Annotated in this window: 20 protein-coding genes; 8 read left to right on the plus strand and 12 right to left on the minus strand. The window is 69.9% G+C overall.

Annotation, left to right across the window (positions count from 1 at the left end; genetic code table 11):
- Positions 1 to 77: 77 nt before the first annotated feature.
- On the minus strand, positions 78 to 1,100 hold the full coding sequence (locus tag G6N20_RS11915) for a YlbL family protein (RefSeq protein ID WP_083049850.1): 1,023 nt from the start codon (positions 1,098 to 1,100) through the stop codon (positions 78 to 80).
- An 80-nt stretch (positions 1,101 to 1,180) separates the two neighbouring features.
- Here G6N20_RS11915 and G6N20_RS11920 point away from each other — a divergent pair, with 80 nt between their 5' ends.
- The gene (locus G6N20_RS11920; protein WP_142272092.1) at positions 1,181 to 2,566 is read left to right on the plus strand and encodes a zinc-dependent metalloprotease; all 1,386 of its coding nucleotides are present in this window, start codon (positions 1,181 to 1,183) and stop codon (positions 2,564 to 2,566) included.
- Positions 2,567 to 2,604: 38 nt separating this feature from the next.
- Positions 2,605 to 3,459 (plus strand): cyclodehydratase, encoded by an 855-nt coding sequence (locus tag G6N20_RS11925; RefSeq protein WP_083049854.1) that lies wholly within the window; start codon positions 2,605 to 2,607, stop codon positions 3,457 to 3,459.
- Between the two features lie 18 nt (positions 3,460 to 3,477).
- Here G6N20_RS11925 and G6N20_RS11930 read toward each other — a convergent pair whose 3' ends face one another.
- Positions 3,478 to 3,651, minus strand: a complete 174-nt coding sequence (locus G6N20_RS11930) for a hypothetical protein (protein ID WP_142272093.1) — start codon at positions 3,649 to 3,651, stop codon at positions 3,478 to 3,480.
- 176 nt (positions 3,652 to 3,827) lie between these two features.
- On the opposite strand from G6N20_RS11930, the gene G6N20_RS11935 reads away from it, so the two are divergent.
- Complete coding sequence (locus G6N20_RS11935) at positions 3,828 to 5,171, plus strand: macrolide-binding ATPase MABP-1 (RefSeq protein ID WP_083049856.1); 1,344 nt, start codon at positions 3,828 to 3,830, stop codon at positions 5,169 to 5,171.
- Positions 5,172 to 5,177: 6 nt separating this feature from the next.
- Here G6N20_RS11935 and G6N20_RS11940 read toward each other — a convergent pair whose 3' ends face one another.
- The 3 genes from G6N20_RS11940 to G6N20_RS11950 all read right to left on the minus strand — a co-directional run bounded on the left by G6N20_RS11940 (position 5,178) and on the right by G6N20_RS11950 (position 8,007).
- Positions 5,178 to 5,441, minus strand: a complete 264-nt coding sequence (locus G6N20_RS11940) for a WhiB family transcriptional regulator (protein WP_083049859.1) — start codon at positions 5,439 to 5,441, stop codon at positions 5,178 to 5,180.
- A gap of 154 nt (positions 5,442 to 5,595) precedes the next feature.
- Positions 5,596 to 5,754: a hypothetical protein gene (locus G6N20_RS11945; RefSeq protein WP_158084772.1), complete on the minus strand. Its 159-nt coding sequence runs from the start codon at positions 5,752 to 5,754 to the stop codon at positions 5,596 to 5,598.
- 141 nt (positions 5,755 to 5,895) lie between these two features.
- Positions 5,896 to 8,007 carry an ATP-dependent DNA helicase UvrD2 gene (locus tag G6N20_RS11950; RefSeq protein ID WP_163662962.1) on the minus strand — a complete coding sequence of 704 codons (2,112 nt, stop codon included), beginning with the start codon at positions 8,005 to 8,007 and terminating at the stop codon, positions 5,896 to 5,898.
- 103 nt (positions 8,008 to 8,110) lie between these two features.
- On the opposite strand from G6N20_RS11950, the gene mrx1 reads away from it, so the two are divergent.
- Together mrx1 and G6N20_RS11960 are read left to right on the plus strand one after the other, a co-directional pair.
- Positions 8,111 to 8,365, plus strand: coding sequence for a mycoredoxin Mrx1 (gene mrx1, locus G6N20_RS11955; protein WP_083049861.1), 255 nt, complete (start codon positions 8,111 to 8,113; stop codon positions 8,363 to 8,365).
- Positions 8,366 to 8,489: 124 nt separating this feature from the next.
- Positions 8,490 to 9,122 carry a sensor domain-containing protein gene (locus tag G6N20_RS11960; RefSeq protein ID WP_142272094.1) on the plus strand — a complete coding sequence of 211 codons (633 nt, stop codon included), beginning with the start codon at positions 8,490 to 8,492 and terminating at the stop codon, positions 9,120 to 9,122.
- 11 nt (positions 9,123 to 9,133) lie between these two features.
- On the opposite strand, the gene nudC is transcribed toward G6N20_RS11960, so the two are convergent.
- The 6 genes from nudC to G6N20_RS11990 all read right to left on the minus strand — a co-directional run bounded on the left by nudC (position 9,134) and on the right by G6N20_RS11990 (position 18,602).
- Positions 9,134 to 10,057 (minus strand): NAD(+) diphosphatase, encoded by a 924-nt coding sequence (gene nudC / locus G6N20_RS11965; protein WP_083049864.1) that lies wholly within the window; start codon positions 10,055 to 10,057, stop codon positions 9,134 to 9,136.
- An 8-nt stretch (positions 10,058 to 10,065) separates the two neighbouring features.
- Complete coding sequence (locus G6N20_RS11970; protein ID WP_083049866.1) at positions 10,066 to 11,142, minus strand: potassium channel family protein; 1,077 nt, start codon at positions 11,140 to 11,142, stop codon at positions 10,066 to 10,068.
- Between the two features lie 62 nt (positions 11,143 to 11,204).
- Positions 11,205 to 14,531, minus strand: a complete 3,327-nt coding sequence (locus G6N20_RS11975) for an ATP-dependent helicase (protein WP_083049897.1) — start codon at positions 14,529 to 14,531, stop codon at positions 11,205 to 11,207.
- Positions 14,528 to 17,689, minus strand: coding sequence for an ATP-dependent helicase (locus G6N20_RS11980; protein ID WP_163662965.1), 3,162 nt, complete (start codon positions 17,687 to 17,689; stop codon positions 14,528 to 14,530). The genes G6N20_RS11975 and G6N20_RS11980 overlap by 4 nt, the downstream gene beginning before the upstream one ends.
- An 85-nt stretch (positions 17,690 to 17,774) precedes the next feature.
- Complete coding sequence (locus tag G6N20_RS11985; protein ID WP_083049880.1) at positions 17,775 to 18,092, minus strand: J domain-containing protein; 318 nt, start codon at positions 18,090 to 18,092, stop codon at positions 17,775 to 17,777.
- An 87-nt stretch (positions 18,093 to 18,179) separates the two neighbouring features.
- Positions 18,180 to 18,602, minus strand: coding sequence for an Hsp20/alpha crystallin family protein (locus G6N20_RS11990; RefSeq protein WP_269474124.1), 423 nt, complete (start codon positions 18,600 to 18,602; stop codon positions 18,180 to 18,182).
- A gap of 236 nt (positions 18,603 to 18,838) precedes the next feature.
- On the opposite strand from G6N20_RS11990, the gene G6N20_RS11995 reads away from it, so the two are divergent.
- The 3 genes from G6N20_RS11995 (at position 18,839) to G6N20_RS12005 (ending at position 20,210) form a co-directional block, all read left to right on the plus strand.
- Positions 18,839 to 19,051: a hypothetical protein gene (locus G6N20_RS11995; protein ID WP_083049900.1), complete on the plus strand. Its 213-nt coding sequence runs from the start codon at positions 18,839 to 18,841 to the stop codon at positions 19,049 to 19,051.
- Positions 19,052 to 19,116: 65 nt separating this feature from the next.
- A complete protein-coding gene (locus G6N20_RS12000) occupies positions 19,117 to 19,917 on the plus strand; it encodes an alpha/beta fold hydrolase (protein WP_083049882.1) in 801 nt (266 codons plus the stop codon).
- A complete protein-coding gene (locus G6N20_RS12005; protein WP_083049884.1) occupies positions 19,905 to 20,210 on the plus strand; it encodes an MGMT family protein in 306 nt (101 codons plus the stop codon). Before G6N20_RS12000 ends, G6N20_RS12005 begins: the two co-directional genes overlap by 13 nt.
- A 17-nt stretch (positions 20,211 to 20,227) precedes the next feature.
- Here the strand turns inward: G6N20_RS12005 and G6N20_RS12010 are convergent, their stop codons facing one another.
- Complete coding sequence (locus G6N20_RS12010) at positions 20,228 to 21,082, minus strand: TIGR02569 family protein (RefSeq protein WP_083049886.1); 855 nt, start codon at positions 21,080 to 21,082, stop codon at positions 20,228 to 20,230.
- Positions 21,083 to 21,163 lie beyond the last annotated feature (81 nt).

The following is a 21,163-nucleotide window of genomic DNA, read 5'->3' on the forward strand; positions in this document are numbered from 1 at the left end:
GCTACGCTCCCTGCTCGGTTTGGCTGGCGACGTTGACAACTCTACGCATCGCGGCACCCTGGCGAGCGTGACGGCGGCTAGCAACTGGGCGTCGGCGCCCCCGACGTCATCGCGTGCAGCGCGTCCACGGCTTGGCCGAGGGTTTCCACCTTGATCAACTTCAGCCCGGGCGGGCTGTCGGAGCTGGCCTCATAGCAGTTCTTTGCGGGCACCAGAAACACCGTGGCGCCGGCCGCGCGGGCGGCCGCCATCTTGTGGGTGATGCCGCCGATGGCGCCCACCTGGCCGTCGATGGAGATGGTGCCGGTGCCCGCGACAAACGTCGACCCCACCAGGTCACCGGTGGTGAGCTTGTCGACCACCGCCAAACTGAACATCAGCCCGGCCGAGGGCCCGCCCACGTTGGCGAGGTGGAAGTTCACCTCAAACGGCGCCCAGGGCGCGTCGAGCACCGCCACCCCCAGAAAGCCGTAGTCGCGATCCTTGTTGCGGCCCAGGGTGATCTGCGCGATGCCGGGCGGCTCGTTCTTGCGGCGGAAGTCGACGGTCACCGCCTGGTCCGGCTTGGTGTTCTTCAGCAGCGCGGTGAACTGCTCGACTGTGGCCACCGCCACGCCATCGACCGCGTCGATGGCGTCACCGGCCTTCAGCTTGCCCACCGATGGCCCCGGATCGTTGACGCTGGCGACGGTGACCGCTGCGGGATATTTCAGGTAGCCCAAGGCGGCGTATTCGGCACTGTCTTCGGAGTTCTTGAAATCGGCATTGTTGGCCTTGTCGATTTCCTCTCGCGACTTGCCCGGCGGATAGACGAGGTCGCGGGGCACCAACTGTTCCTGACCGGAGAGCCACAGGGTCAGGGCCTGCCCAAGGGTTAGATCGTCGCGCTGGGACACCGTGGTCATGTTGAGGTGACCCGTGGTGGGGTGCGTTTGGGTTCCCTCGATCTGCACGACCTGCTTGCCGTCGACCTCGCCGAGGGTGTCGAACGTGGGACCCGGGCCCAGTGACACGAACGGCACCGTCACCACCGCCAGCAACACGCCGAACACCACGATGGGCACCAGCGCGACCATCAAGGTCAAGATCCGCCTGTTCACGCCGCATACACTAGACGGACCGCGACCGGGTCTCGGTTTAGCTACCAGCGTGACGGTGTATCGCGCTTTCTGTTCCGCCGGTGAGTACCGTTGACGTCATGGGAGACCTGCCTTTCGGCTTCTCCACCGGAGAGGACCCCGAACGCGACAAGCGCGGGAAGAGCGATCCCGAACCCGGCTCGGGATCTGGCCCCTTCGGCGTGTTCGGCATCAGCGGGGAATTCGACATGGCCGATCTGGGGCAAATCTTCACCCGCCTGGGTGAGATGTTCGGCGGCGTCGGTACCGCGATGGCGGCGGGCAAAAGCTCGGGTCCGGTCAACTACGACTTGGCCCGGCACGTTGCTTCCGGTTCGATCGGATCGGTTGCGCCCATCCCCGAGACGACCCATTCGGCCATCGCCGACGCGGTGCACCTGGCCGAGACCTGGCTGGACGGGGCAACCGCACTGCCCGCCGGCACCACCAAGGCGGTCGGCTGGACCCCCACCGACTGGGTCGACAACACCTTGGCGGTCTGGCAGCGGCTGTGCGACCCCATGGCCGGGCAGGTTTCGACGGTGTGGGCGTCGTCGCTTCCCGAAGAGGCGAAGAGCATGGCCGGGCCGCTGCTGACGATCATGTCGCAGATGGGGGGCATCGCGTTCGGTTCGCAGTTGGGTCAGGCGCTGGCCAGGTTGTCCCGCGAGGTGCTGACCTCGACCGACATCGGCCTTCCGCTGGGTCCCAAAGGGGTGGCCGCGCTCCTGCCGGAGGCCGTCGAAGACTTCGCGGCCGGACTGGAACAGCCGCGCAGCGAGATCCTGACGTTCCTGGCGGCCCGCGAGGCCGCACATCACCGCCTGTTCGGCCATGTTCCCTGGCTGGCCAGCCAACTGCTGGGCGCCGTCGAGGCCTACGCCGCGGGCATGAAGATCGACATGACCAGCATCGAGGAGCTCGCCCGGGATTTCAATCCGGCAACGCTGGCCGATCCGGCGGCCATGGAGCAGCTGCTGAGCCAGGGCGTGTTCGAGCCGAAGGCGACTCCGGCGCAGACCCAGGCGCTGGAACGTCTCGAAACCCTGCTCGCCCTGATCGAGGGCTGGGTGCAGACGGTGGTGACCGAAGCGCTCGGCGACCGGATTCCGGGCACGGCCGCCCTCAGCGAGACGCTGCGCCGGCGGCGGGCCAGCGGGGGACCCGCCGAACAGACCTTCGCCACGTTGGTCGGCCTCGAGTTACGGCCCCGCAAGCTGCGCGAGGCCGCCGCGCTGTGGCAGCGCCTGACGCGGGCTGCCGGCGTCGACGCCCGCGACGCGGTCTGGCAGCACCCGGATCTGCTGCCCAGCTCGGACGACCTCGATGAGCCCGCCGCTTTCATCGACCGCGTCATCGGCGGCGACACCAGCGGTATCGACGAGGCGATCGCCGAACTCGAAAGCGACGTCCGCAACACCGAAGACCCGGGATCTGGGGATAACTGAGCTGCGCCGTCACCACCGGCGTGCCACAGTCTCGGGTCATGCCCACGACCGTGTCTTCGGTGTATTCGCTCGATCCGGCGATGCCGGTACTGCTGCGACCGGACGGTGCCGTGCAGGTCGGCTGGGATCCCCGCCGGGCCGTCCTGGTCCGCCCGCCGAGCGATCTCACCGCGGCGGGTTTGGCGACGCTGCTGCGGTCCATGCGATCACCGTCAACCATCGCCGAGCTGCGGCGCCAAGCCGCCGATCGGGGGTTGGTGGACGGTGACGCGTTGGCCAACCTCGTCGGACAGTTGGTCGGCGCGGGGGTGGCAACCCGTGCACGGCCCAATTCGCGGGGCCGGGCGGCGTCGATCCGGATACATGGTCGGGGGCCGCTGTCGGATTTGCTGGTGCAGACGCTGCGCTGCTCGGGCGCCCGCATTCGGCACAGCAGCCAACCGCACGCGGCGGTGACCCCGGCCGCCGCGGATCTGGTGGTGTTGACCGACTACCTGGTGGCCGATCCGCGCATGGTGCGCGACCTGCACGCCGCGCGGATCCCGCACCTGGCGGTGCGGGTGCGCGACGGTACCGGCCTGGTCGGACCGCTGGTCGTTCCCGGGGTGACCAGCTGCCTGGCCTGCGCGGACCTGCACCGCAGCGACCGCGACGCCGCCTGGCCGGCGATCGCCGCCCAGTTACGCGACACGGTGGGGGTGGCCGACCGGGCCACCCTGCTCGCGACCGCGGCGCTGGCGCTCAGCCAGGTGAACCGGGTGATCGCCGCCGTGCGCGGGCCGGAAACCCCGCCCGATCCGCCGTCCGCGCTGAATGCCACGCTGGAATTCGATCTCAACGCCGGCTCCATCGTGGCGCGTCACTGGACCCGGCATCCGCTGTGCTCGTGCTGAGGCCGGCCGGAGCCGCGCCTAGCCCAGCCGTCCCTGCTCCGGCACGTTCGTCGAGATCGACGCGTAGGCCCTGGCCAGGGTGTCCAGCACCGCCTCGCTCAAGGTGCGCTCAGTGCGGTGCTTGTCCAGCGTTTCGATGATCGCCCGAAACAGGGCGTCGGCGGCGTCGTGCTGCGTTTGTTTTGCTGACATGGCTTCTTGCGGTCCACCCTCCAGACGTGGGGATCGGATGAGTCACACCAGTGGGACCTGCCAGAGACTACATATCGATTCTGCGACGCGCCTGATCCACTTTCGTGGCCGTCAATAAACACTGCGCAGCGTGAAAACGGTTGTTGCCATGTCGACACCCCAAGGGGCTTGCCGTCATGGATGATGGGTATGTGTCAGAGATCAAACGCGGCCGCGCGGCGCGCAACGCGAAGCTCGCCAGCCTGCCAGTCGGCATGGCCGGTCGGGCCGCTCTCGGCCTGGGAAAACGGCTGACCGGTAAGTCGAAGGACGAAGTCACCGCCGAGCTGATGGAAAAGGCCGCCAACCAGCTCTTCACCGTCCTCGGCGAGCTCAAGGGCGGGGCCATGAAGGTCGGCCAGGCCCTGTCGGTGATGGAGGCCGCCATCCCCGAGCAGTTCGGCGAGCCCTACCGGGAAGCACTGACCAAGCTCCAGAAGGATGCTCCCCCGCTGCCCGCCCACAAGGTCCATCGGGTGCTCGACGCGCAGCTGGGCACCAAGTGGCGGCAGCGGTTCCGGTCGTTCGACGACACTCCCGTGGCCTCCGCCAGCATCGGCCAGGTGCACAAAGCGGAGTGGTCCGATGGCCGCGAGGTGGCCGTCAAGATCCAGTACCCGGGTGCCGACGAGGCGTTGCGGGCCGACCTGAAGACCATGCAGCGCATGGTCGGCGTGCTCAAACAGCTCTCGCCGGGCGCGGACGTGCAGGGCGTGGTCGACGAGCTGGTGCAGCGCACCGAGATGGAGCTGGACTACCGGCTGGAGGCCGACAACCAGCGCGCGTTCGCCAAGGCGTACGCCGGTCACCCACACTTCGTGGTGCCCCACGTGGTGGCCAGCGCACCCAAGGTGGTGATCCAGGAGTGGATCGAGGGCGTGCCGATGTCACACATCATCCGCGACGGCACCCGCGAACAGCGCGACCTGGTCGGCACGCTGCTGGTCGAGCTCACCTTCGACGCGCCTCGCCGGCTGGAGATGCTGCACGGCGACGCCCACCCGGGAAATTTCATGCTGCTTCCCGACGACCGGATGGGCGTCATCGACTTCGGCGCCGTGGCGCCCCTGCCCGGCGGATACCCCATCGAGCTGGGGATGACCATTCGATTGGCCCGCGACAAGAACTACGACCTGCTGTTGCCGACCATGGAGAAGGCCGGGTTCATCCAGCGCGGCCAGCAGGTGTCGGTGCGCGAGATCGACGAGATGTTACGTCAATACGTCGAACCCATCCAGGTCGAGGTCTTCCACTACACCCGCAAGTGGTTGCAGAGGATGACCGTGAGCCAGATTGACCGCTCGGTCGCACAGATCAGGACGGCCCGGCAAATGGACCTACCGCCCAAGCTCGCCCTGCCGATGCGGGTCATCGCGTCGGTGGCCGCGATCCTGTGTCAGTTGGATGCGCATGTGCCGATCAAGGCGCTGTCAGAGGAGCTGATCCCCGGGTTCGCCGAGCCGGATACGGCCGCCGTCTGATCCGATCTATGCGGCGACCTTGCGTGGCCGTCCGCGCGGCCGCTTGCGACTCACGATCGAGCCGCGCTCGAAAATCTCGCCGCCCCATACCCCCCATGGTTCGGCCCGTTCCAGCGCCGCGGCCAGGCACTGGCGCCGGATGGGGCAGTGCGTGCACAGCGTCTTGGCGCGCTCCAGATCGGCCGGGGTATCGGCGAACCACAGGTCGGGGTCACCGACATGACATGGCAGGGCCAGCTGCTGCCGTCTAGGCGCCGTCAGTGCCGACATGGCCTCTTCACCTGCTTCCTGGTCTGGTGGCTGTCCTTGTTCGGTGATCCGGACCGGGAGGCTTGGGAGGCGGACATCCCAAAAACTGTGGCCACGGATCGTTGCGGCGTCGAGTCCGTGGCCATCTGAGAAAACCGGGCTGGCTAGGTGGTACCTAGGTTGGGCCCCGATCCACGGACGCGGTCGTCGCGGCGGCGACACGGTGCTTGACCGCCGCCGCCGGCGCGGCGGCGGCGTGGCGGGTTCCCGCGGTCCCGAAAGTGGCGGGCGCGCCGACCACGCCGACAACACCGGACGCGTCGTTGCCGATCATCGTGGCCACCCTCCTTTCGTGTTGCCCGCCCACCGCCAGCGTTCAGCGCAGGCGGTGGGAAATGCGGTGCTTCGAGGGTAATCGGCCACCGCGAGCGGTGACAACCGATTTTCGACCTGCGGGTTTGCCCCCTGCGGCCGGTCAGCGGCGGGCGCGAACCAGCTCGAGCAGGTCGGGTCCGTATTGTTCGAGCTTGCGGGCGCCGATTCCCGGAATCGCGATCAGGGCCGCGTCGTCGGCGGGCAGCGTCTCGGCGATCGCGACCAGGGTGTTGTCGGTGAACACGATGTACGGGGGCACCTGTTGCTCCTTGGCGACGTCGAGCCGCCAGGCCTTCAGTCGCAGCAGCAACTCCTCGTCCACGTCGCCGGCGCAGGTTTCGCAACGCCGCAACATGACGGCCGCCGGCGTGGTCAGGTCGTTGTTGCAGACCCGGCAGCGCGCGGTGCCGCGGTTGCGACGGGGCTTGCTCGGCGACGGCTCGGCAGGCTTCAACGGGGCGATGCCGTTGAGGAAACGCGATGGTTTGCGGCTCTGCCGCCCGCCCGGTGCCCGCGCCAGCGCCCAGCTGAGCGTCAAATGAACTCGGGCTCTGGTGATTCCGACATAGAGCAGGCGACGCTCTTCCTCCACCGGCTCGCTGTCGGGACCATGTGCCAGCGCATGCGAGATGGGCAGCGTGCCGTCGACCAAGCCGACCAGAAACACCGCGTCCCACTCGAGTCCCTTGGCGGCGTGCAGTGACGCCAGCGTGACACCCTGCACCACCGGGGGGTGCCGCGCGTCCGCCCGCGTCCGCAGCTCGGCCAGCAACCCCGGAAGCTGCAGCTGCGGACGCTGCGCCAGCTCGTCGTCGACCAGCTCGGCCAGCGCGCTCAGGGCCTCCCAGCGCTCGCGGGCGCGGGTGCCGGCGGGCGGCTCGGCGGTGAGCCCCAGGGGTTGCAGGATGCCGCGCACCACGTCCGGCAGCGCGCCGTCAACACCGCGCTCGACGGCCCGTTCCGCGGCGCGCTGCAAGGCCAGCAGCGCCTGCTTGATCTCCTGGCGGTTGAAAAAGCCCTCCCCGCCGCGGACCTGATAGGCGATGCCGGCCTCGGTCAGGGCTTCTTCGTAGACCTCGGACTGCGCGTTGACCCGGTAGAGGATGGCGATCTCCGATGGTGGCGTGCCGGATTCGGTCAGCCGTGCGATCGACGCCGCCACCGCGGCGGCCTCGGCGGCCTCGTCGGGATGTTGATGAAACGACGGCGCCGGACCCGGCGCGCGCTGACCGGACAGTTGCAGCTTGCTGCCCGCGACGCGACCGCGGGCGGTGGCGATCACCCGGTTGGCCAGCGATACCACCTGCGGAGTGGACCGGTAATCGCGCTCGAGGCGCACCACCGTGGCGTCCGGGAACCGCCGCGAGAAGTCGAGCAGGAAGCGGGGCGTGGCCCCGGTGAACGAGTAGATGGTCTGGTTCGCGTCGCCGACGACGGTCAGGTCGTCGCGATCACCCAACCAGGCCGACAGCACCCGCTGCTGTAGCGGGGTGACGTCCTGGTATTCGTCGACGACGAAACAGCGGTAACGGTCCCGGAATTCCTCGGCCACCGCGGCGTCGTTTTCGATGGCGGCCGCGGTATGCAGCAGCAGGTCATCGAAATCGAGCAGGGTCAGGTTGTCGTCGCGAACTTTCAGGGCCTCGTAGGTGGCGTATACGGCCGCGATCTGCTCGGCGTCCAGCGGCGTGTCGCGGGCGGCGCCGGCCACGGCGGTGGGGTACTGCTCGGGGCCGATCAGCGACGCTTTGGCCCACTCGATCTCACCGGCCAGGTCCCGCACGTCATCGGTGCTGGCGTTCAGTCGGCAACGGCTAGCGGCCCGGGCGACCATGGCGAACTTGGTGTCCAGCAGCGCCCAGCGGGTATCCCCGATGACCCGCGGCCAGAAATACCGCAGCTGCCGGTGCGCCGCGGCGTGAAAGGTCAGCGCCTGCACGGCGCCGACGCGGGAGCCGGTACGCGTGGCGGCGTCGAGGGCTCGTAGCCGGGCGCGCATCTCGCCCGCCGCGCGCTGGGTGAATGTCACGGCCAGCACCTGCCCGGCGGCGACACGACCATTCCCGACGAGCTGGGCGATCCGGTGCGTGATGGTGCGGGTCTTGCCGGTTCCGGCGCCCGCGAGCACACAGACCGGTCCGCGCGGGGCCAGCACGGCGGCGCGCTGCTCGTCGTCCAGCTCTGCGGTCAATGGGTCCGCGACCATCGGCATGGCGTCCATCTTGACAGCGGCGGCCGACAAACCGGGCGTGTCGCCACGCCGTTTCTCCCGGGCCGGTACGGAATGCTTCGTCGCAGGGTTAGGTTTACCAGTCATGACCAACGCCGCGCTGACCCTCTACACCACGTCCTGGTGTGGCTATTGCCTACGGCTCAAGACGGCGCTGCGGGCCAAGGGCATCTGCTACGACGAGGTTGACATCGAACGTGACGCCGCGGCAGCCGAATTCGTCGGCTCGGTCAACGGCGGCAACCGGACGGTTCCGACAGTGCGATTCGTCGACGGGTCGACGCTGACCAACCCGAGCGCAGCGCAGGTGCAAGCGAAGCTGGCCGAGGTTGGCGGCTAGGGTTTAAGGCGCCCGTAGGATATTGACCATGGCGTCGACACGGCGGGTGGGTGCGCCCACTCGCCGCAACGCTGTCGAGCCTCGAGCCGGCCGGGTCGGGCGGCGGGCAGTGAGGGACGCCGCCATGGCCGGCGCGAGCCGGGTGGCCGTCATCGTGTGGTGCACGGCGGCCGTGATCTCGGCGTGCTCGCAGCACAGCACCGCGGTCAGGTACACCGCGCCCGTGTCGGGCGCCGACGCGTTGATCGTCAGCGTCGAAGACGTGCGTCGCATCGCCGACTATGCCGAGCTCACCCCGCACGCACACGCGGACTTGCGGCACCCGCCGCAGGGCGACTTGAACGCTCCGGGGCCCTGTCGGGCCGCCGGAACCAGCGACCTCACCTTCGCCGAAGGCTGGTCGGAGTTTCGCAGCGCGGGCTACAGCGGGGTAACCGACGATATCGATCCGGGCGGGATGGTCATGGTGGACTCGGTCAGCCAGGCCGTTGCGGTCTACCCGGACGCGCGGGCGGCGCGCAACGCACTCGATCAACTGGAGTCGTCGCTAACAGCGTGCATGGCGTTGCACGATCCCAACTACGACTTCACCCTCGACAAGACGGACGCCGCCACCCTCAGGATCACCGACCAGGGTTGGAGCCACCTGTATCGCGTGAAAAATGCGGTGTTGATGTCCGTTGGCGTGGTGGGCATTGAGCCGGCCGAGCGGATCGCGGGCACCGTGCTGCAGACCATCACCGATCGAATCAGCTGACCGTTTTGGCCTCAGCCGCGCGCCGCCCAGGATTCGATGATCACCCGGGCGATCGAGATCGAGCCCGGCAGCAGCAGATTCGCCGCTGACGCGCTGGTCCAGTCGCCGGCATCCAGCGCCGCCCGCACCTCGTCGCGGGTGAACCAGGCCGCCTCGGCGATCTCGCCGTCGTTCAACGAGAAGTCGTCCGCCGGGTCGCCCAGCGCATGAAACCCGACCATGAGCGAGCGCGGGAACGGCCACGGTTGGCTGCCCAGGTAACGCACATCGCGGACGGTCAGGCCGATTTCCTCGCGGATCTCGCGCACGACGCAGGCCTCGAAGGACTCGCCGGCCTCGACGAACCCGGCCAGCAACGAGAACATCCGCTGCGGCCACGCCGCCTGGCGGGCCAGCACCGCGCGATCACCGCCGTCGTGCACCAGGCAGATGACCGCCGGGTCGATGCGCGGGAACTCCTCGTGGCCGGTGATCGGGTTGACCCGTGACCAGCCGCCCCTGGCAGGTTTGGTCAACGTGCCGTCGACCGCGCTGAATCGGCAGCTGTCATGCCAATTCAGCAACGCCATCGCCGATGACAACAGTTGGCTGCCGGTGTCATCGATGATCCGGCCGAGTCGACGGAGATCCGCCACTTCGGCCTGCGCATTGAGATCGTCGGGTGGTTCCAGCGACGCCCGGATCGCCCAGACGTGCCGGCCACCCGCCATCCGGCCCAGAAACACCGCCTCCGGCGGCGGCGTGTCGGCCAGCGCGGCGGCCGCGCCGAGCACCAGTCGGCCATCGGCGACCAGCACCTGATTGCGGGCATCCACCCGCAGCAGCGCCGCGTCCGCCCATCCCGCGGCGGCGGCCGCGACGTCGGTCCGCAACCGTTCGGCCCGATCGGCGCCCACGTGCGACAACGACGGAACGGTGCGCAGCTGGAAATCCACGCCAAGCCCTACCGCACGGGTCCCACCTGGCGGATGTAGAGCAGCCGGTCGTTGGCCTCCACGGCGTCCACCTCAGGCGCGCCGATGCGCAACAGTTGGCCGTCTCGCACCACACCGACCACGATGTCGCGCAGGTGCCGCGGCGATCCACCGACCTCGCTGGGCTCCACTTCACGCTCGGCGATGGCCAGCCCGGCATCCGGGGTCAGCAGATCCTCGATCATCTCCACGACGCTGGGGGTGGTGGTGGCCAGGCCGAGCAGCCGCCCGGCGGTCTCCGACGAGACGACCACCGAGTCCGCTCCCGATTGCCGCAGCAGGTGCTGGTTCTCCACCTCGCGGATGGACGCCACGATCTTGGCCTTGGGCGAAATTTCGCGCGCCGTCAAGGTCACCAACACCGCGGTGTCGTCACGGCTGGTGGCGACGATGATGGCGGCCGCGTGTTGCGCCCCGGCCAACCGCAGCACATCGGATTTGGTGGCGTCGCCGTGCACGGTGACCAGGCCGGCGGCCGCGGCGCGGTCCAGGGCCGCGCGATCGGTGTCGACCACGACGATCTCGCCGGGAACCACCTCGTCGCCGAGCATCGCGGCGACCGCCGTTTTTCCCTTGGTGCCGTAGCCGATGACCACGGTGTGGTTACGCACTTTGCTCCTCCAACGCTGGATCTTCAGTGCCTGGCGAGACGTCTCGGTGACGACCTCGAGGGTGGTTCCCACCAACAAGATCAAAAACGCGATCCGCAGTGGCGTGATGACCAAGATGTTGACCGCACGCGCGGCCTCGGAGATGGGTGTGACGTCGCCGTAACCGGTCGTCGACAGGGTGACCGCCGCGTAGTACAGGCAATCCAGAAAGGTCAGCCGATCGCCCTGCGCGTCACGATAGCCGCCGCGATCGAAGTAGACGGTCAAGGCGGCCAGGAGCAAGGCCACCACCGCGATCACCACGCGACGCGCAATGAGCCGAACCGGCCCGGCCCGCCCCTGCGGAATACGCAGCACGCCGACCAGCGCGTAACTGGGCTGGACGGTCAACCGTTCGTCGAGACGCCGCAGCCGCCGCCAGCTACCCTTCGCCACGGAAATCCGATGTCGGCCCGACCCCTGCGCACCACATCCGCACGAGTCAAATGTAACCACGCTCAGACCTCGACCGGTCGGCCGGAGTCGGCCAGCAGTGCGGCCAGCTCGCTCGGGCCGGCCAGCGTGTCGGGGACGACGGTGATCCCGCTGCGGACGTAGTAGAAGGCGGTACGCACCGCGGCTTCCGGGCATCCGCGCAACGCGGCCCAGGCCAACCGATAGACGGCAAGCTGAACAGCGGCCTGTCGCATCTCCTCCGACCGATGCGGCCGCGCACCGGTCTTCCAGTCCACCACGGTGGCGCCGCCGTCGGCGTCGGCGAATACCGCGTCGATGCGGCCGCGCACCACGGTGTCGCCGATCGGCATTTCGAAGGGCACCTCGATGGCGATCGGGGTGCGGGCCGCCCATGGGGACCGGGTGAACGCCTCCTGCAACCTGGCCAACTCCTCGGTGTCACCCAGGTCGGAGTCCGCCGCACCCGGAAGGTCGCCCACATCGAACAACAACTCGGCACCGTAGAACCGCTGAACCCAGCAGTGAAATGCGTTGCCCAGCAACGCATGCGGGTCCGGACGCGTGGGTAGGCGATACATCAGCCGATGCGCCGCGCCGGCGGGGTCGCGGGCCAGCTCCACCAGACCGCTGACCGATAACTGGCTTGGCAACCGACGCGCGGGTGCTTGCCTCGCGCGCGCGCGCTCGGCCAACAGCGCGTCGACGTCGGCGGCCGCGGGAGCACCACCCGCTGGCGGGGGACCGAGGACATCGGCGGCCCACTGGTCGTTCTCGGGCAACTCCGTCGACATCGCCTCGGCCACCAGCGCCGCCCCCCGTTCGACGGCGCCGCGGCACGCGGCCAACGGGTCAGCGGGCCAAAGCTCCTCAATAACCGTGTCGCGCAACGGGTTTCGCTCACCTTCCGCCGGCGGCGGCGCCCAGTGTTCCACCACCCCGCAGGGATCGCCGGCCCGAGCGGAACGGTCGATGACATCCTTGAGCTCGCACAGGAAATCCGACGGCCCGCGCGGCTTGATCCTGTTGGCATCCCAGTGATGACCAGACAGCAGCAGGGTGTCCTCGGCGCGGGTGACCGCGACATACAACAGTCGGCGCTCCTCGTCGACGCGGCGCTGATCGAGCTGGCGACGATGTTCGGCGATCTTGTCCGACAACTGCTTTCGATCGCCGACGGCCGAGGTGTCCAGTACCGGGACACCGAAGGTGCCCACCGCGGCGCGGTCGCCGCGCAGCAGCGGCGGCAGTTCGGCGGGGTCGGTGAGCCAGCAGCTCTTCGACACGCTCGAAGGGAACGTCCCCCCCGACAGGTGTGCCACCGCCACCACCTGCCACTCCAACCCCTTGGCCGCGTGCACGGTCAGCACCTGGACGCGGTCGCGCGCCACCACCGGCTGGGCCGGCGGCAACCCGTTTTCCACCACCGCGGCCGCGTCCAAGTAGGCCAGCAGACCGGCGACCGAGGCCTCGCCGGACGTGGTGCTCGCCCGCTCGGCGTAACCGGCGACGACGTCGGCAAACGCGTCGAGATGCTCGGCGCCGGCCCCCGCCCCCGACGCCGCCACCGCGGCGCGGACCTCGCAGTCGAGGCCCAGCACGCGGCGCACCTCGGCGACCAGGTCTGGCAGTGCGCGACCGAGGTGGCCACGCAAGACGCTCAGTTCGCCGGCCAGCGCGCCGATCCGTTGGTATCCCACCACCGAGTACCGGTCGGCCGGGCCCGGGTCGCAGATGGCTTCCGCCAGACACGGGCTGTCGGCGTCTGCGCCGGCCGCCGTGGCGACCGACTCGGGGGTGGGCGACGCGGTGGGCGGTGCTCCCGCCACCAACTCCAGGGCGCGCCGCCACAGCGCGGCCAGGTCCTTGCCGCCGAGCCGCCACCGCGGACCGGTCAGCACCCGCATCGTGGCCGCGCCGGCCGTCGGGTCGGCGACCAGCCGCAGCATGGCCACCAGGTCGGCCACCTCGGGGATGGACAGCAGCCCGGCCAATCCGATGACTTCGACCGGGATGCCGCGAGCGCGAAGGGCTTCGGCGAAGGGTGCGGCGTCGGAGTTGCGGCGCACCAGCACCGCGGCGGTGGGTGGGCTGACGCCGTCGGCCCGGGCGCGGCGGTAGCGCTCCTGCAGGTGATCGGCGATCCACCCCCGTTCGGCGTGCACATCGGCCAGCAGCGCGCACCGGACGGTCCCGGGCGGGGCGTCCGGGCGCGGCCGCAGCGCGCGCACCACGACCGAGCGCCGGCGCGCCTCCGCCGAGATGGCGTTGGCCACGCGCAGCGCTCGCGGCGGGTTGCGCCAGCTGGTCCGCAGCTCGAGCACCTGCGCGGGGGTCCCGTCGGAGCGCGGAAAGTCGGTGGTGAACCGCGGCAGGTTGGTCGCCGAGGCGCCCCGCCAGCCGTAGATCGACTGGATCGGGTCGCCGACGGCCGTCAGCGCCAGCCGGTCGTCGACGCCGCCGCCGAACAGCGCCGACAACGCCACCCGTTGGGCGTGTCCGGTGTCCTGGTATTCGTCGAGCAGCACCACCCGGTAGCGGCTCCGCAGGTCCTGACCGACATGCGGGAAGGTTGCCGCCAACCGTGCGGCCGACGCCATCTGCAAGCCGAAGTCCATCACCTTCCCGGCGCGCATGCGTTCCCGCAACGCGTCCAGCAACGGCACCAGCTGGGCGCGCTCGGTCTGGGTGGCCAGCATCCGCAGCAGCCACTGGCTGGGGCCCCGGTCACGCTGGTAGCGGCCCGCCGGCAGGGTGTGCACCAGCCTTTCCAACTCGAGGTGGGTGTCGCGGAGTTGGCCGGTGTCCACCAGGTGCTCGGCGAGCTGACCCCACAACCGCAGCACCATCGAGGTGACCGCCGCCGGGGTCTTGTCGGTGCGCAGCTCGCCGCCGTATCCGGTGACCACATCGAACGCCAGCTGCCACAGCTCGGTCTCGCCGAGCAACCGGGTGTCCGGTTCCACGGCGAGCAGCGGGCCGTACTCACGCAGCAACGAGCCGGCGAAGGCATGATAGGTGCTGACCACCGGGGAGCCCGCGGCGTCGCGGCCGGCAAGGCCGTGGGGGTACCGCCCGCCTGCGGGGGAGCCGATGCCGGCCAGTCGGGCCAGCCGGGACCCAACGCGCCGCAGCAGCTGGCCGGCGGCCTTGCGGGTGAACGTCAAACCCAGCACCTGGCCGGGTTCGGCGTAGCCGTTGGCGATCAGCCACACCACCCGCGCGGCCATCGTCTCCGTTTTGCCGGCTCCGGCTCCCGCGATGACCACCAGCGGGCCCGGAGGCGCGCCAATGACCGCGGCCTGCTCCTCGGTGGGCGGGAAAAGTCCTAGCGCACACGCCAATTCGGCGGGACTGTACCGGGCGGTCATCGCGTTGACCCATGGGCCGGGCAGAACGGCCGCACCGGGCAGTGCGCACAGCCCTCGTTGCGGCGGGCGACGAACCGCGGCCCGGCCGTCGCGGCGGCCGCGTGTCGCACCAGATCGCGCCATTGGTCGCGGGCGGCCGGTGTGAGGGGATCCTGCTCGCGTTCGGTGACCCCGCCGGACCCGGCCTTGCCGAGGTAGACCAGCCGGGCACCGCCCGGCTCCATCCCGGCGGCCCCGGCCGGCGCCAAACCCTCGGCCACCGCCAGCTGGTACAGGGCCAGCTGCACGTGTTGTTGGGCATCGTCCTTGCTGACCGGTGTCTTGCCGGTCTTGATATCGACGATCACCAGCCGGCCGGCTCCGTCCCGTTCCAGCCGGTCGATTCGGCCGCGCAGCCTGACTTGGCCGCCGTCTTCGCGGGCCGTCCCGAGGATTCCGTCGACGTCGACCTCCACACCGACCTCGGTCAGCTGGCCGCGGGTCCGCGCGCGCCACTCGACAAACGCCTGGATCATGGCGCGATACCGGGCAAGCTCGTTGGCCGAGTACCACCGCGCGTCAAAGGGCAGGTGCCGCCACACCCGGTCCAGCTCGGCCAGCAGCTCGTACTCGGTCGTGGCCGGTCCGGCGATCAGCGCATGCAGCAGCGACCCCACGGCGGACGACAGCTCGCGCGCGTTGCTCCCGCCGTGCCGTTCGGCCAGCCAGCGCAGCGGGCAGTCGGTCAGTGTCCGCAGGGTCGAGGGTGTCAATGTGACCGGATCGCCGCGCCCGCGCAGCGGTTCGTCGGTGCTGACCGGCAGCAGACCGTGCCAACCGGCCGGATCGGCCCCCGGCACACCGGCCTTGGCCAACCGGGCCAATTGGATTGCCGCGCAACGACGAGCCGCGTCGTCGACGGCGCCCTCGGGCGCGCACACCACCCCGCGCAACTGTCCCACCACCGCCGCGGCTGACAACACCCGAGGCGCCGAGACCGGCTGCGCCCCAACACCGTCCACCCCGGCCACCCCGGCGAGCTCGACGAAGAACGGCGACGGCAAGAGCACCTGTCCCCCGGCCCCGTCGGTGTCGCTGTCGATGGCCGTGACCAGCAGCCGCCGACGGGCCCGGCCCAGGGCTGCCACCAGCAGCCGGCGCTCCTCGGCCAGCAGCGGCGCACGCGCCGAGGCATCCTTGGTGATGCCGTCGAGCTCGTCGAGCAACCGCTGCGTGCCCAGCACGCCGCCGCGCGGAATCGTGTTGGGCCACAATCCGTCCTGCAACCCGGCGATGACCACGAAATCCCATTCGTGTCCCAGCGCGGCGTGTGCGCTGAGCACCTGAACCTGCTCCGTCGGCGCCACCGGCTCGGCGCGGACGGCCGGCAGCCGCAACGCCGCGACGTGCTCGACGAGTCCGCGCAGCGACGCACCGGGGGTGCGCGCCACGTACTGGTCGGTGATGTCGAACAACGCGGTGACCGCCGCAAGATCCCGCTCGGCCGCCGCGCCGGCCGAGCCGCCGCGCTCAATGGCCTGCAGACAGCGACGTTGCAGACCCGACCGCTGCCACGCCGCCCACAGGGTGTAGCGCGGATCTCCCCCGCAAGCCGGCGGTGCCCCCGGTCCCTGGCGATGGCAGCGAGCGGCCGCGGCCAGCACGGCACGCACCCGCCGCAGCGGGCGATCGTCCGTCCCCGACAGCGGTGCGTCCCCGGACAGGGCCGCCACCAGCAGATCGCCGAGACTCCCCGGGGCACGGTCGGGCCGGGCGCGCCGCAGGGTCCGGTGCAGCCGCCGCAGCGTGACCGGGTCCACCCGTCCGATGGGCCCGGTCACCAGCGCCAGCGCCTGCTCGCCGCGCAACCCGTCGGCGGTCGCCGCCAACACCGTCAACAACGCGCATGCCGCGGGCTCCTCCGCCAACGACCCACCTGCTGGGGGTATCGCCACCGGCACCCCGGCGGCGGCCAAGGCGCGCGGCAGCCGCGCGGCAGCCCGCGGCACCGACCTGACCAGCACCGCCATCTGCGACCAGGGCACCCCGTCGATGAGATGGGCGCGCCGCAGCGCGTCGGCGATGAGCGCGGCCTCGGCATGCGCCGAGGCGGCCAGGCGCACCGCAACGGACCCCTCCTCGGTCCCGGTGGCCTCGATCCGCTTCCCCACGCTGCCGCCGGGCAACCGGCGCGCGATGCCGTTCACGGCGCGGGCCACCGCCGGTGCACACCGGTGGGACACCGTCAACCGCAGCGTCGGGCCGCTTCCGGGGTGGTCGGCCAGCAGCGCGGCGGGCTCGCCGCCCCGGAAGCCAAACACCGCCTGGTTGGGATCGCCGGCGACCAGGGCCAGCTCGGCACCCCCGGCCAGCACCCGGACCAGCCGAGCCGCCTGCGGGTCGAGTTGCTGGGCGTCGTCGATCAGCAGCACCCGGATCCGGGCCCGTTCGGCGGCCAGCAACTCCGGATCGGCGGCGAAGGCCTGCACCGCCGCGCCCACCAGTTCGGCGGCACCCAGCGCCGGCGCGGTCGCTTGCGGTGCGGCCGTCCCCACCGCCGCGCGGAGCAACATCACCTGCTCGTACTGGCGGGCGAATTGGCCGGCGGCGACCCATTCCGGGCGCCCGCATCGACGGCCCAGCCGCTGCAGCTGCAGCGGGTCCACGCCGCGTTCGGAGCAGCGCGCCAACAGGTTTCGCAGCTCGTTGGCGAACCCGGCGGTACCCAGCGCCGGACGCAGATGCGCCGGCCAGGCGGTGGCCGCGACCGGTCCGTCGTCAAGGTCACCGGCCAGCAGTTCCCGGATGATGGCGTCTTGTTCGGCGCTGGTGAGCAGCCGCGGGGGCGCGTCACCGGCGCGTTCGGCGGCCCTGCGCACGACCGTGTAGGCGTAGCTGTGCACGCTGCGTACCAATGGCTCGCCAACCGCGGCCGGACGGCGGCCAGCGGTGTGAGATCGCAGCAACGCCGTCGTCAACGCGCTGCGCGCGGCGACACCGATACGGCCAGAACCGGTGAGCAGCAGAACCGATCCCGGATCAGCACCGGCGGTGATGTGCGCGACCGCAGCCTCGACCAGCAGGCTGCTCTTGCCGGTCCCGGGACCGCCGACGATGCGCACCAGGCCGCGGGCCCCCGGCCCCAGCACGGCCCGCGTCTCGGCACTCCAGCTTGACATGGCCGCATGCAATCACGATGGTCTGACAACCGGCGCCACGCGGCCCGCCGACGCGCCGGGCATGGGTCGATCCGCAGCGATGACCTCACCGGTGCCACCGGACCGGCCCCGCCCACAGGGGGGCGCCGACGTCCGCCGGGTGTTTGCGTGTCACGGTAATTCGCGTTGGCGGGTTGTTTTTCCGGTGCCGCACGGCGGCGCGGTCATAGGCTCTGCGGCGCTGTGCATCACGCAACAGTTGATAGGCCGCGATGATGTGGCGCAGCCGTTGATCGGCACCCGAGTCGCGTTCACCGGACCGCAAATCCGGATGGTAATTACGCAGCTGGCGACGGTAAGCGTGGGCGATTTCGGCCTGGGTCGCCGATGGCGACACGCCCAGCGCCGCGTACGGATCGATCATCGCATCACACCGCCCCTTTCCTTGGCGATGTACTCGACGGCATCACCTCCTCGTCGACGTGGGGCCAGCGGTGGTGCGCGGCCGGCGCTACGCGGTGATCTGCGTGCGCTCCCCGTCGCGGCTGATCTCGATCCGGCGTGGCTTGGCTTTCTCGGCGATCGGGATGGTGAGGCGCAACACGCCGTCTTGGTAGCTCGCTGCGATCTTGTCGGTATCCAGATTCTCGCCGAGGAACAGCTGCCGACTGAAGACCCCGCGCGGGCGCTCGGCCGATACCATTTCGCGCCCCTGGTCAAGCTCTGGCCGTTCGGCGCGCACAGTCAGCACATTGCGCTCAACGTCGAGATCGAGCGAATCAGCCTGCACGCCGGGCAGGTCAAATTCCACGATGAACTGGTCGTTCTCTCGCCACGCATCCATCGGCATGACCGCCGGGCGTGCCGGGGTGCCGAGTACTTGCTGCGTCAAACGGTCGAGCTCGCGAAACGGATCTGAACGCATCAACATCATGTTTCGCCTCCTGATTAGACCGATTATCTATGTTGACAGAAATAGATTTTATAATAGTTGGCATGCTTTCGCAAGGTCCTTGACCGGGTTGCGGTGCGGACCGACGCGGCTCGCGCGCGTTGCTGACGGCACGCCAACCGGCGGCGGCGCCCGGCGCATCGCTGAACCTCGTCGCGCAACACGCTAACCTGGCCGCTGGATACTCGAGTTTGGCTGGCTACGCGGGGGTATCGATCATGGCGAGCATTGACAACTACGGTCCACACGACGAGTTGCCCGAAGCGGATGTTGCCGAACAGCGCCGCACCGTCGATTTCGACGACGAAGCCGGGTTGGACACCGCCTACCTGGGCGATCATCTCCGCGACCGGGATGCCAACGAAGCCGACGTCATCGATCAGGCGACCGTCGTCCCGCTCTCCGACGACGACCGAGACATCGACCGCTGACATCGCGCCGCCGACCGGCCGCCCCCCCGACGACCGGCCCAGACCCGAGCTGACACCATCGACGCGTGACCGCCGACCTTCATGTGCACCGCTTTGGCCCACCCGGCCCGCTGCGAGTGCTGGCCATCCACGGACTGACCGGCCATGGCCGGCGCTGGCAACACTTGGCTCGCTACCTGCCCGAGTTCACCATCGCCGCGCCCGATCTGCTCGGCCACGGTCGATCGTCGTGGGCTGCCCCGTGGACCATCGACGCCAACGTCGCGGCGCTGACCGAACTGCTCGAGGACGAAGCCGACCAACCGGTGGTGGTGGTCGGACACTCCTTCGGCGGTGCGTTGGCCTTGCACCTGGCCGCGGCTCGCCCCGACCGGGTGGCCGCGTTGCTGCTGCTGGATCCGGCGGTCGGGCTGGACGGCCGGCGGATGGGCGAGACCGCCGAGGCGATGTTCTCCTCCCCCGACTATCCGGACCGCGCGCAAGCCCGCCAGGAGAAGGCGGCGGGCTCGTGGGCGGATGTGGATCCCGCGGTGCTCGACGCCGACCTCGACGAGCACCTGATCAGGCTGGCGAACGGGCGCTACGGCTGGCGCATCAGCATGCCGGCGATGATGTCCTATTGGAGCGAGTTGGCCCGCGACATCGTGCTGCCGCCACCGGGTACGCCAACGACCCTCGTGCGAGCACTGTGGACCTCGCCGCCCTACGTCAGCGACGACCTCGTCGCGGGGCTTCAACATCGATTGGGCGCCTACTTTTCCTTGCTGGACTTCGAGTGCGATCACATGGTGGCCCACGCCAAGCCCGTCGAGATCGCCGCGCTGATCCGCGATCACCTCAAGGCGGACTCACCATGGCACCGGTGACCGACGAGCAAGTCGAGCGGGTGCGCTCACTGGTTGCTTCCATACCACCGGGCGAGGTCTCGACCTATGGCGACATCGCTGCTGTCGCAGGCCTTTCCAATCCACGCATCGTCGGCTGGATCATGAGCACAGACTCCTCAGATCTGCCCTGGCACCGGGTGATCACCGCCTCCGGGCGACCGGCCCGGCAGCTGACCACCCGGCAGTCGGAGCTGCTGCGCGCGGAAGGCGTGCTGGCCGTCGACGGCCGGATCCCCCTGCACCAGGTCCGCCACGAGTTTCCGTCCGGCTGAACCACATTGGGTGCGGCTTACAGCACCAGCCGCACCAGCGCCGCGGTGCGGGCCAGACCCGGGAAGGCCTCCGCGGTGGACCCCGGGTGTAACGCGTGCACAGCCAAGCGGAACATCAAGGCGCGCAACAACATCTGCGGCCACTCCGGCAACGCGCTCCACCGCTCGATGAGTCCATCGTCGGCCCCGCCCCAGGACAACGCGTCGACGACCACCACACCGGCCGCCCAGGACGCGGGCCGCCAGTACGGGGTGATGTCGGTGATCCCGGGCGCGGCCGCGCCCACGAAAAGCACTGTCCCGTAAAGATCCCCGTGCACCAGCTGGTTCGGGCTCCTGGTCGGCCTACGCAGCGAGCCGAGCTGATGGATCAGATCGATGGAATGCTCGGCGTCCGGGGTCGCAGGCGCCGACCACACCCCGGGCGGAATCGACTGCAGCGGCCGCTCCTCCCAGGCGGCACGATCGGCGGCGATGAATATATCGACGTCCGCCCAGGGCGCGGTGGGACCCTGGGTAAGGAATCGAGGGCGCTCCAACTTGCCGGTCGCCTCGTGCAGTCGCACCGCGGCCGACACCACTTCGTCGTGCCTGGGCTCTGGCGTGCCGGCGACGAAAGTGTCTACCCGCCAGCCGGAAACCACGTACCGGCCATCGGTGGAGCGCACCGGCCGAGCCAGGCGTACACCGTCGACAAACAACGATTCCCGCACCCGGGCCGACCAGGCGGCACGGGCATGATCGGCCACCATCGACACCACGACTTCGCCACATCGCCAGCCGCCTTCCCAGCCGGCCCCCAACGGCACGGGCCGCGCACCGGTCAAACCGAACGCCGCCAACACATGCTCGGGCGGTGGCTCGACACTCACACGGGTCAGCCTAGTGGTGACCACCAGCGCCGCGAAGCGGGGCGCGGCGGGTCGCTGCCCACCAGAACCCGTAGAGCCCAC

This window comes from Mycobacterium shinjukuense (assembly GCF_010730055.1).
GTDB lineage: Bacteria > Actinomycetota > Actinomycetes > Mycobacteriales > Mycobacteriaceae > Mycobacterium > Mycobacterium shinjukuense.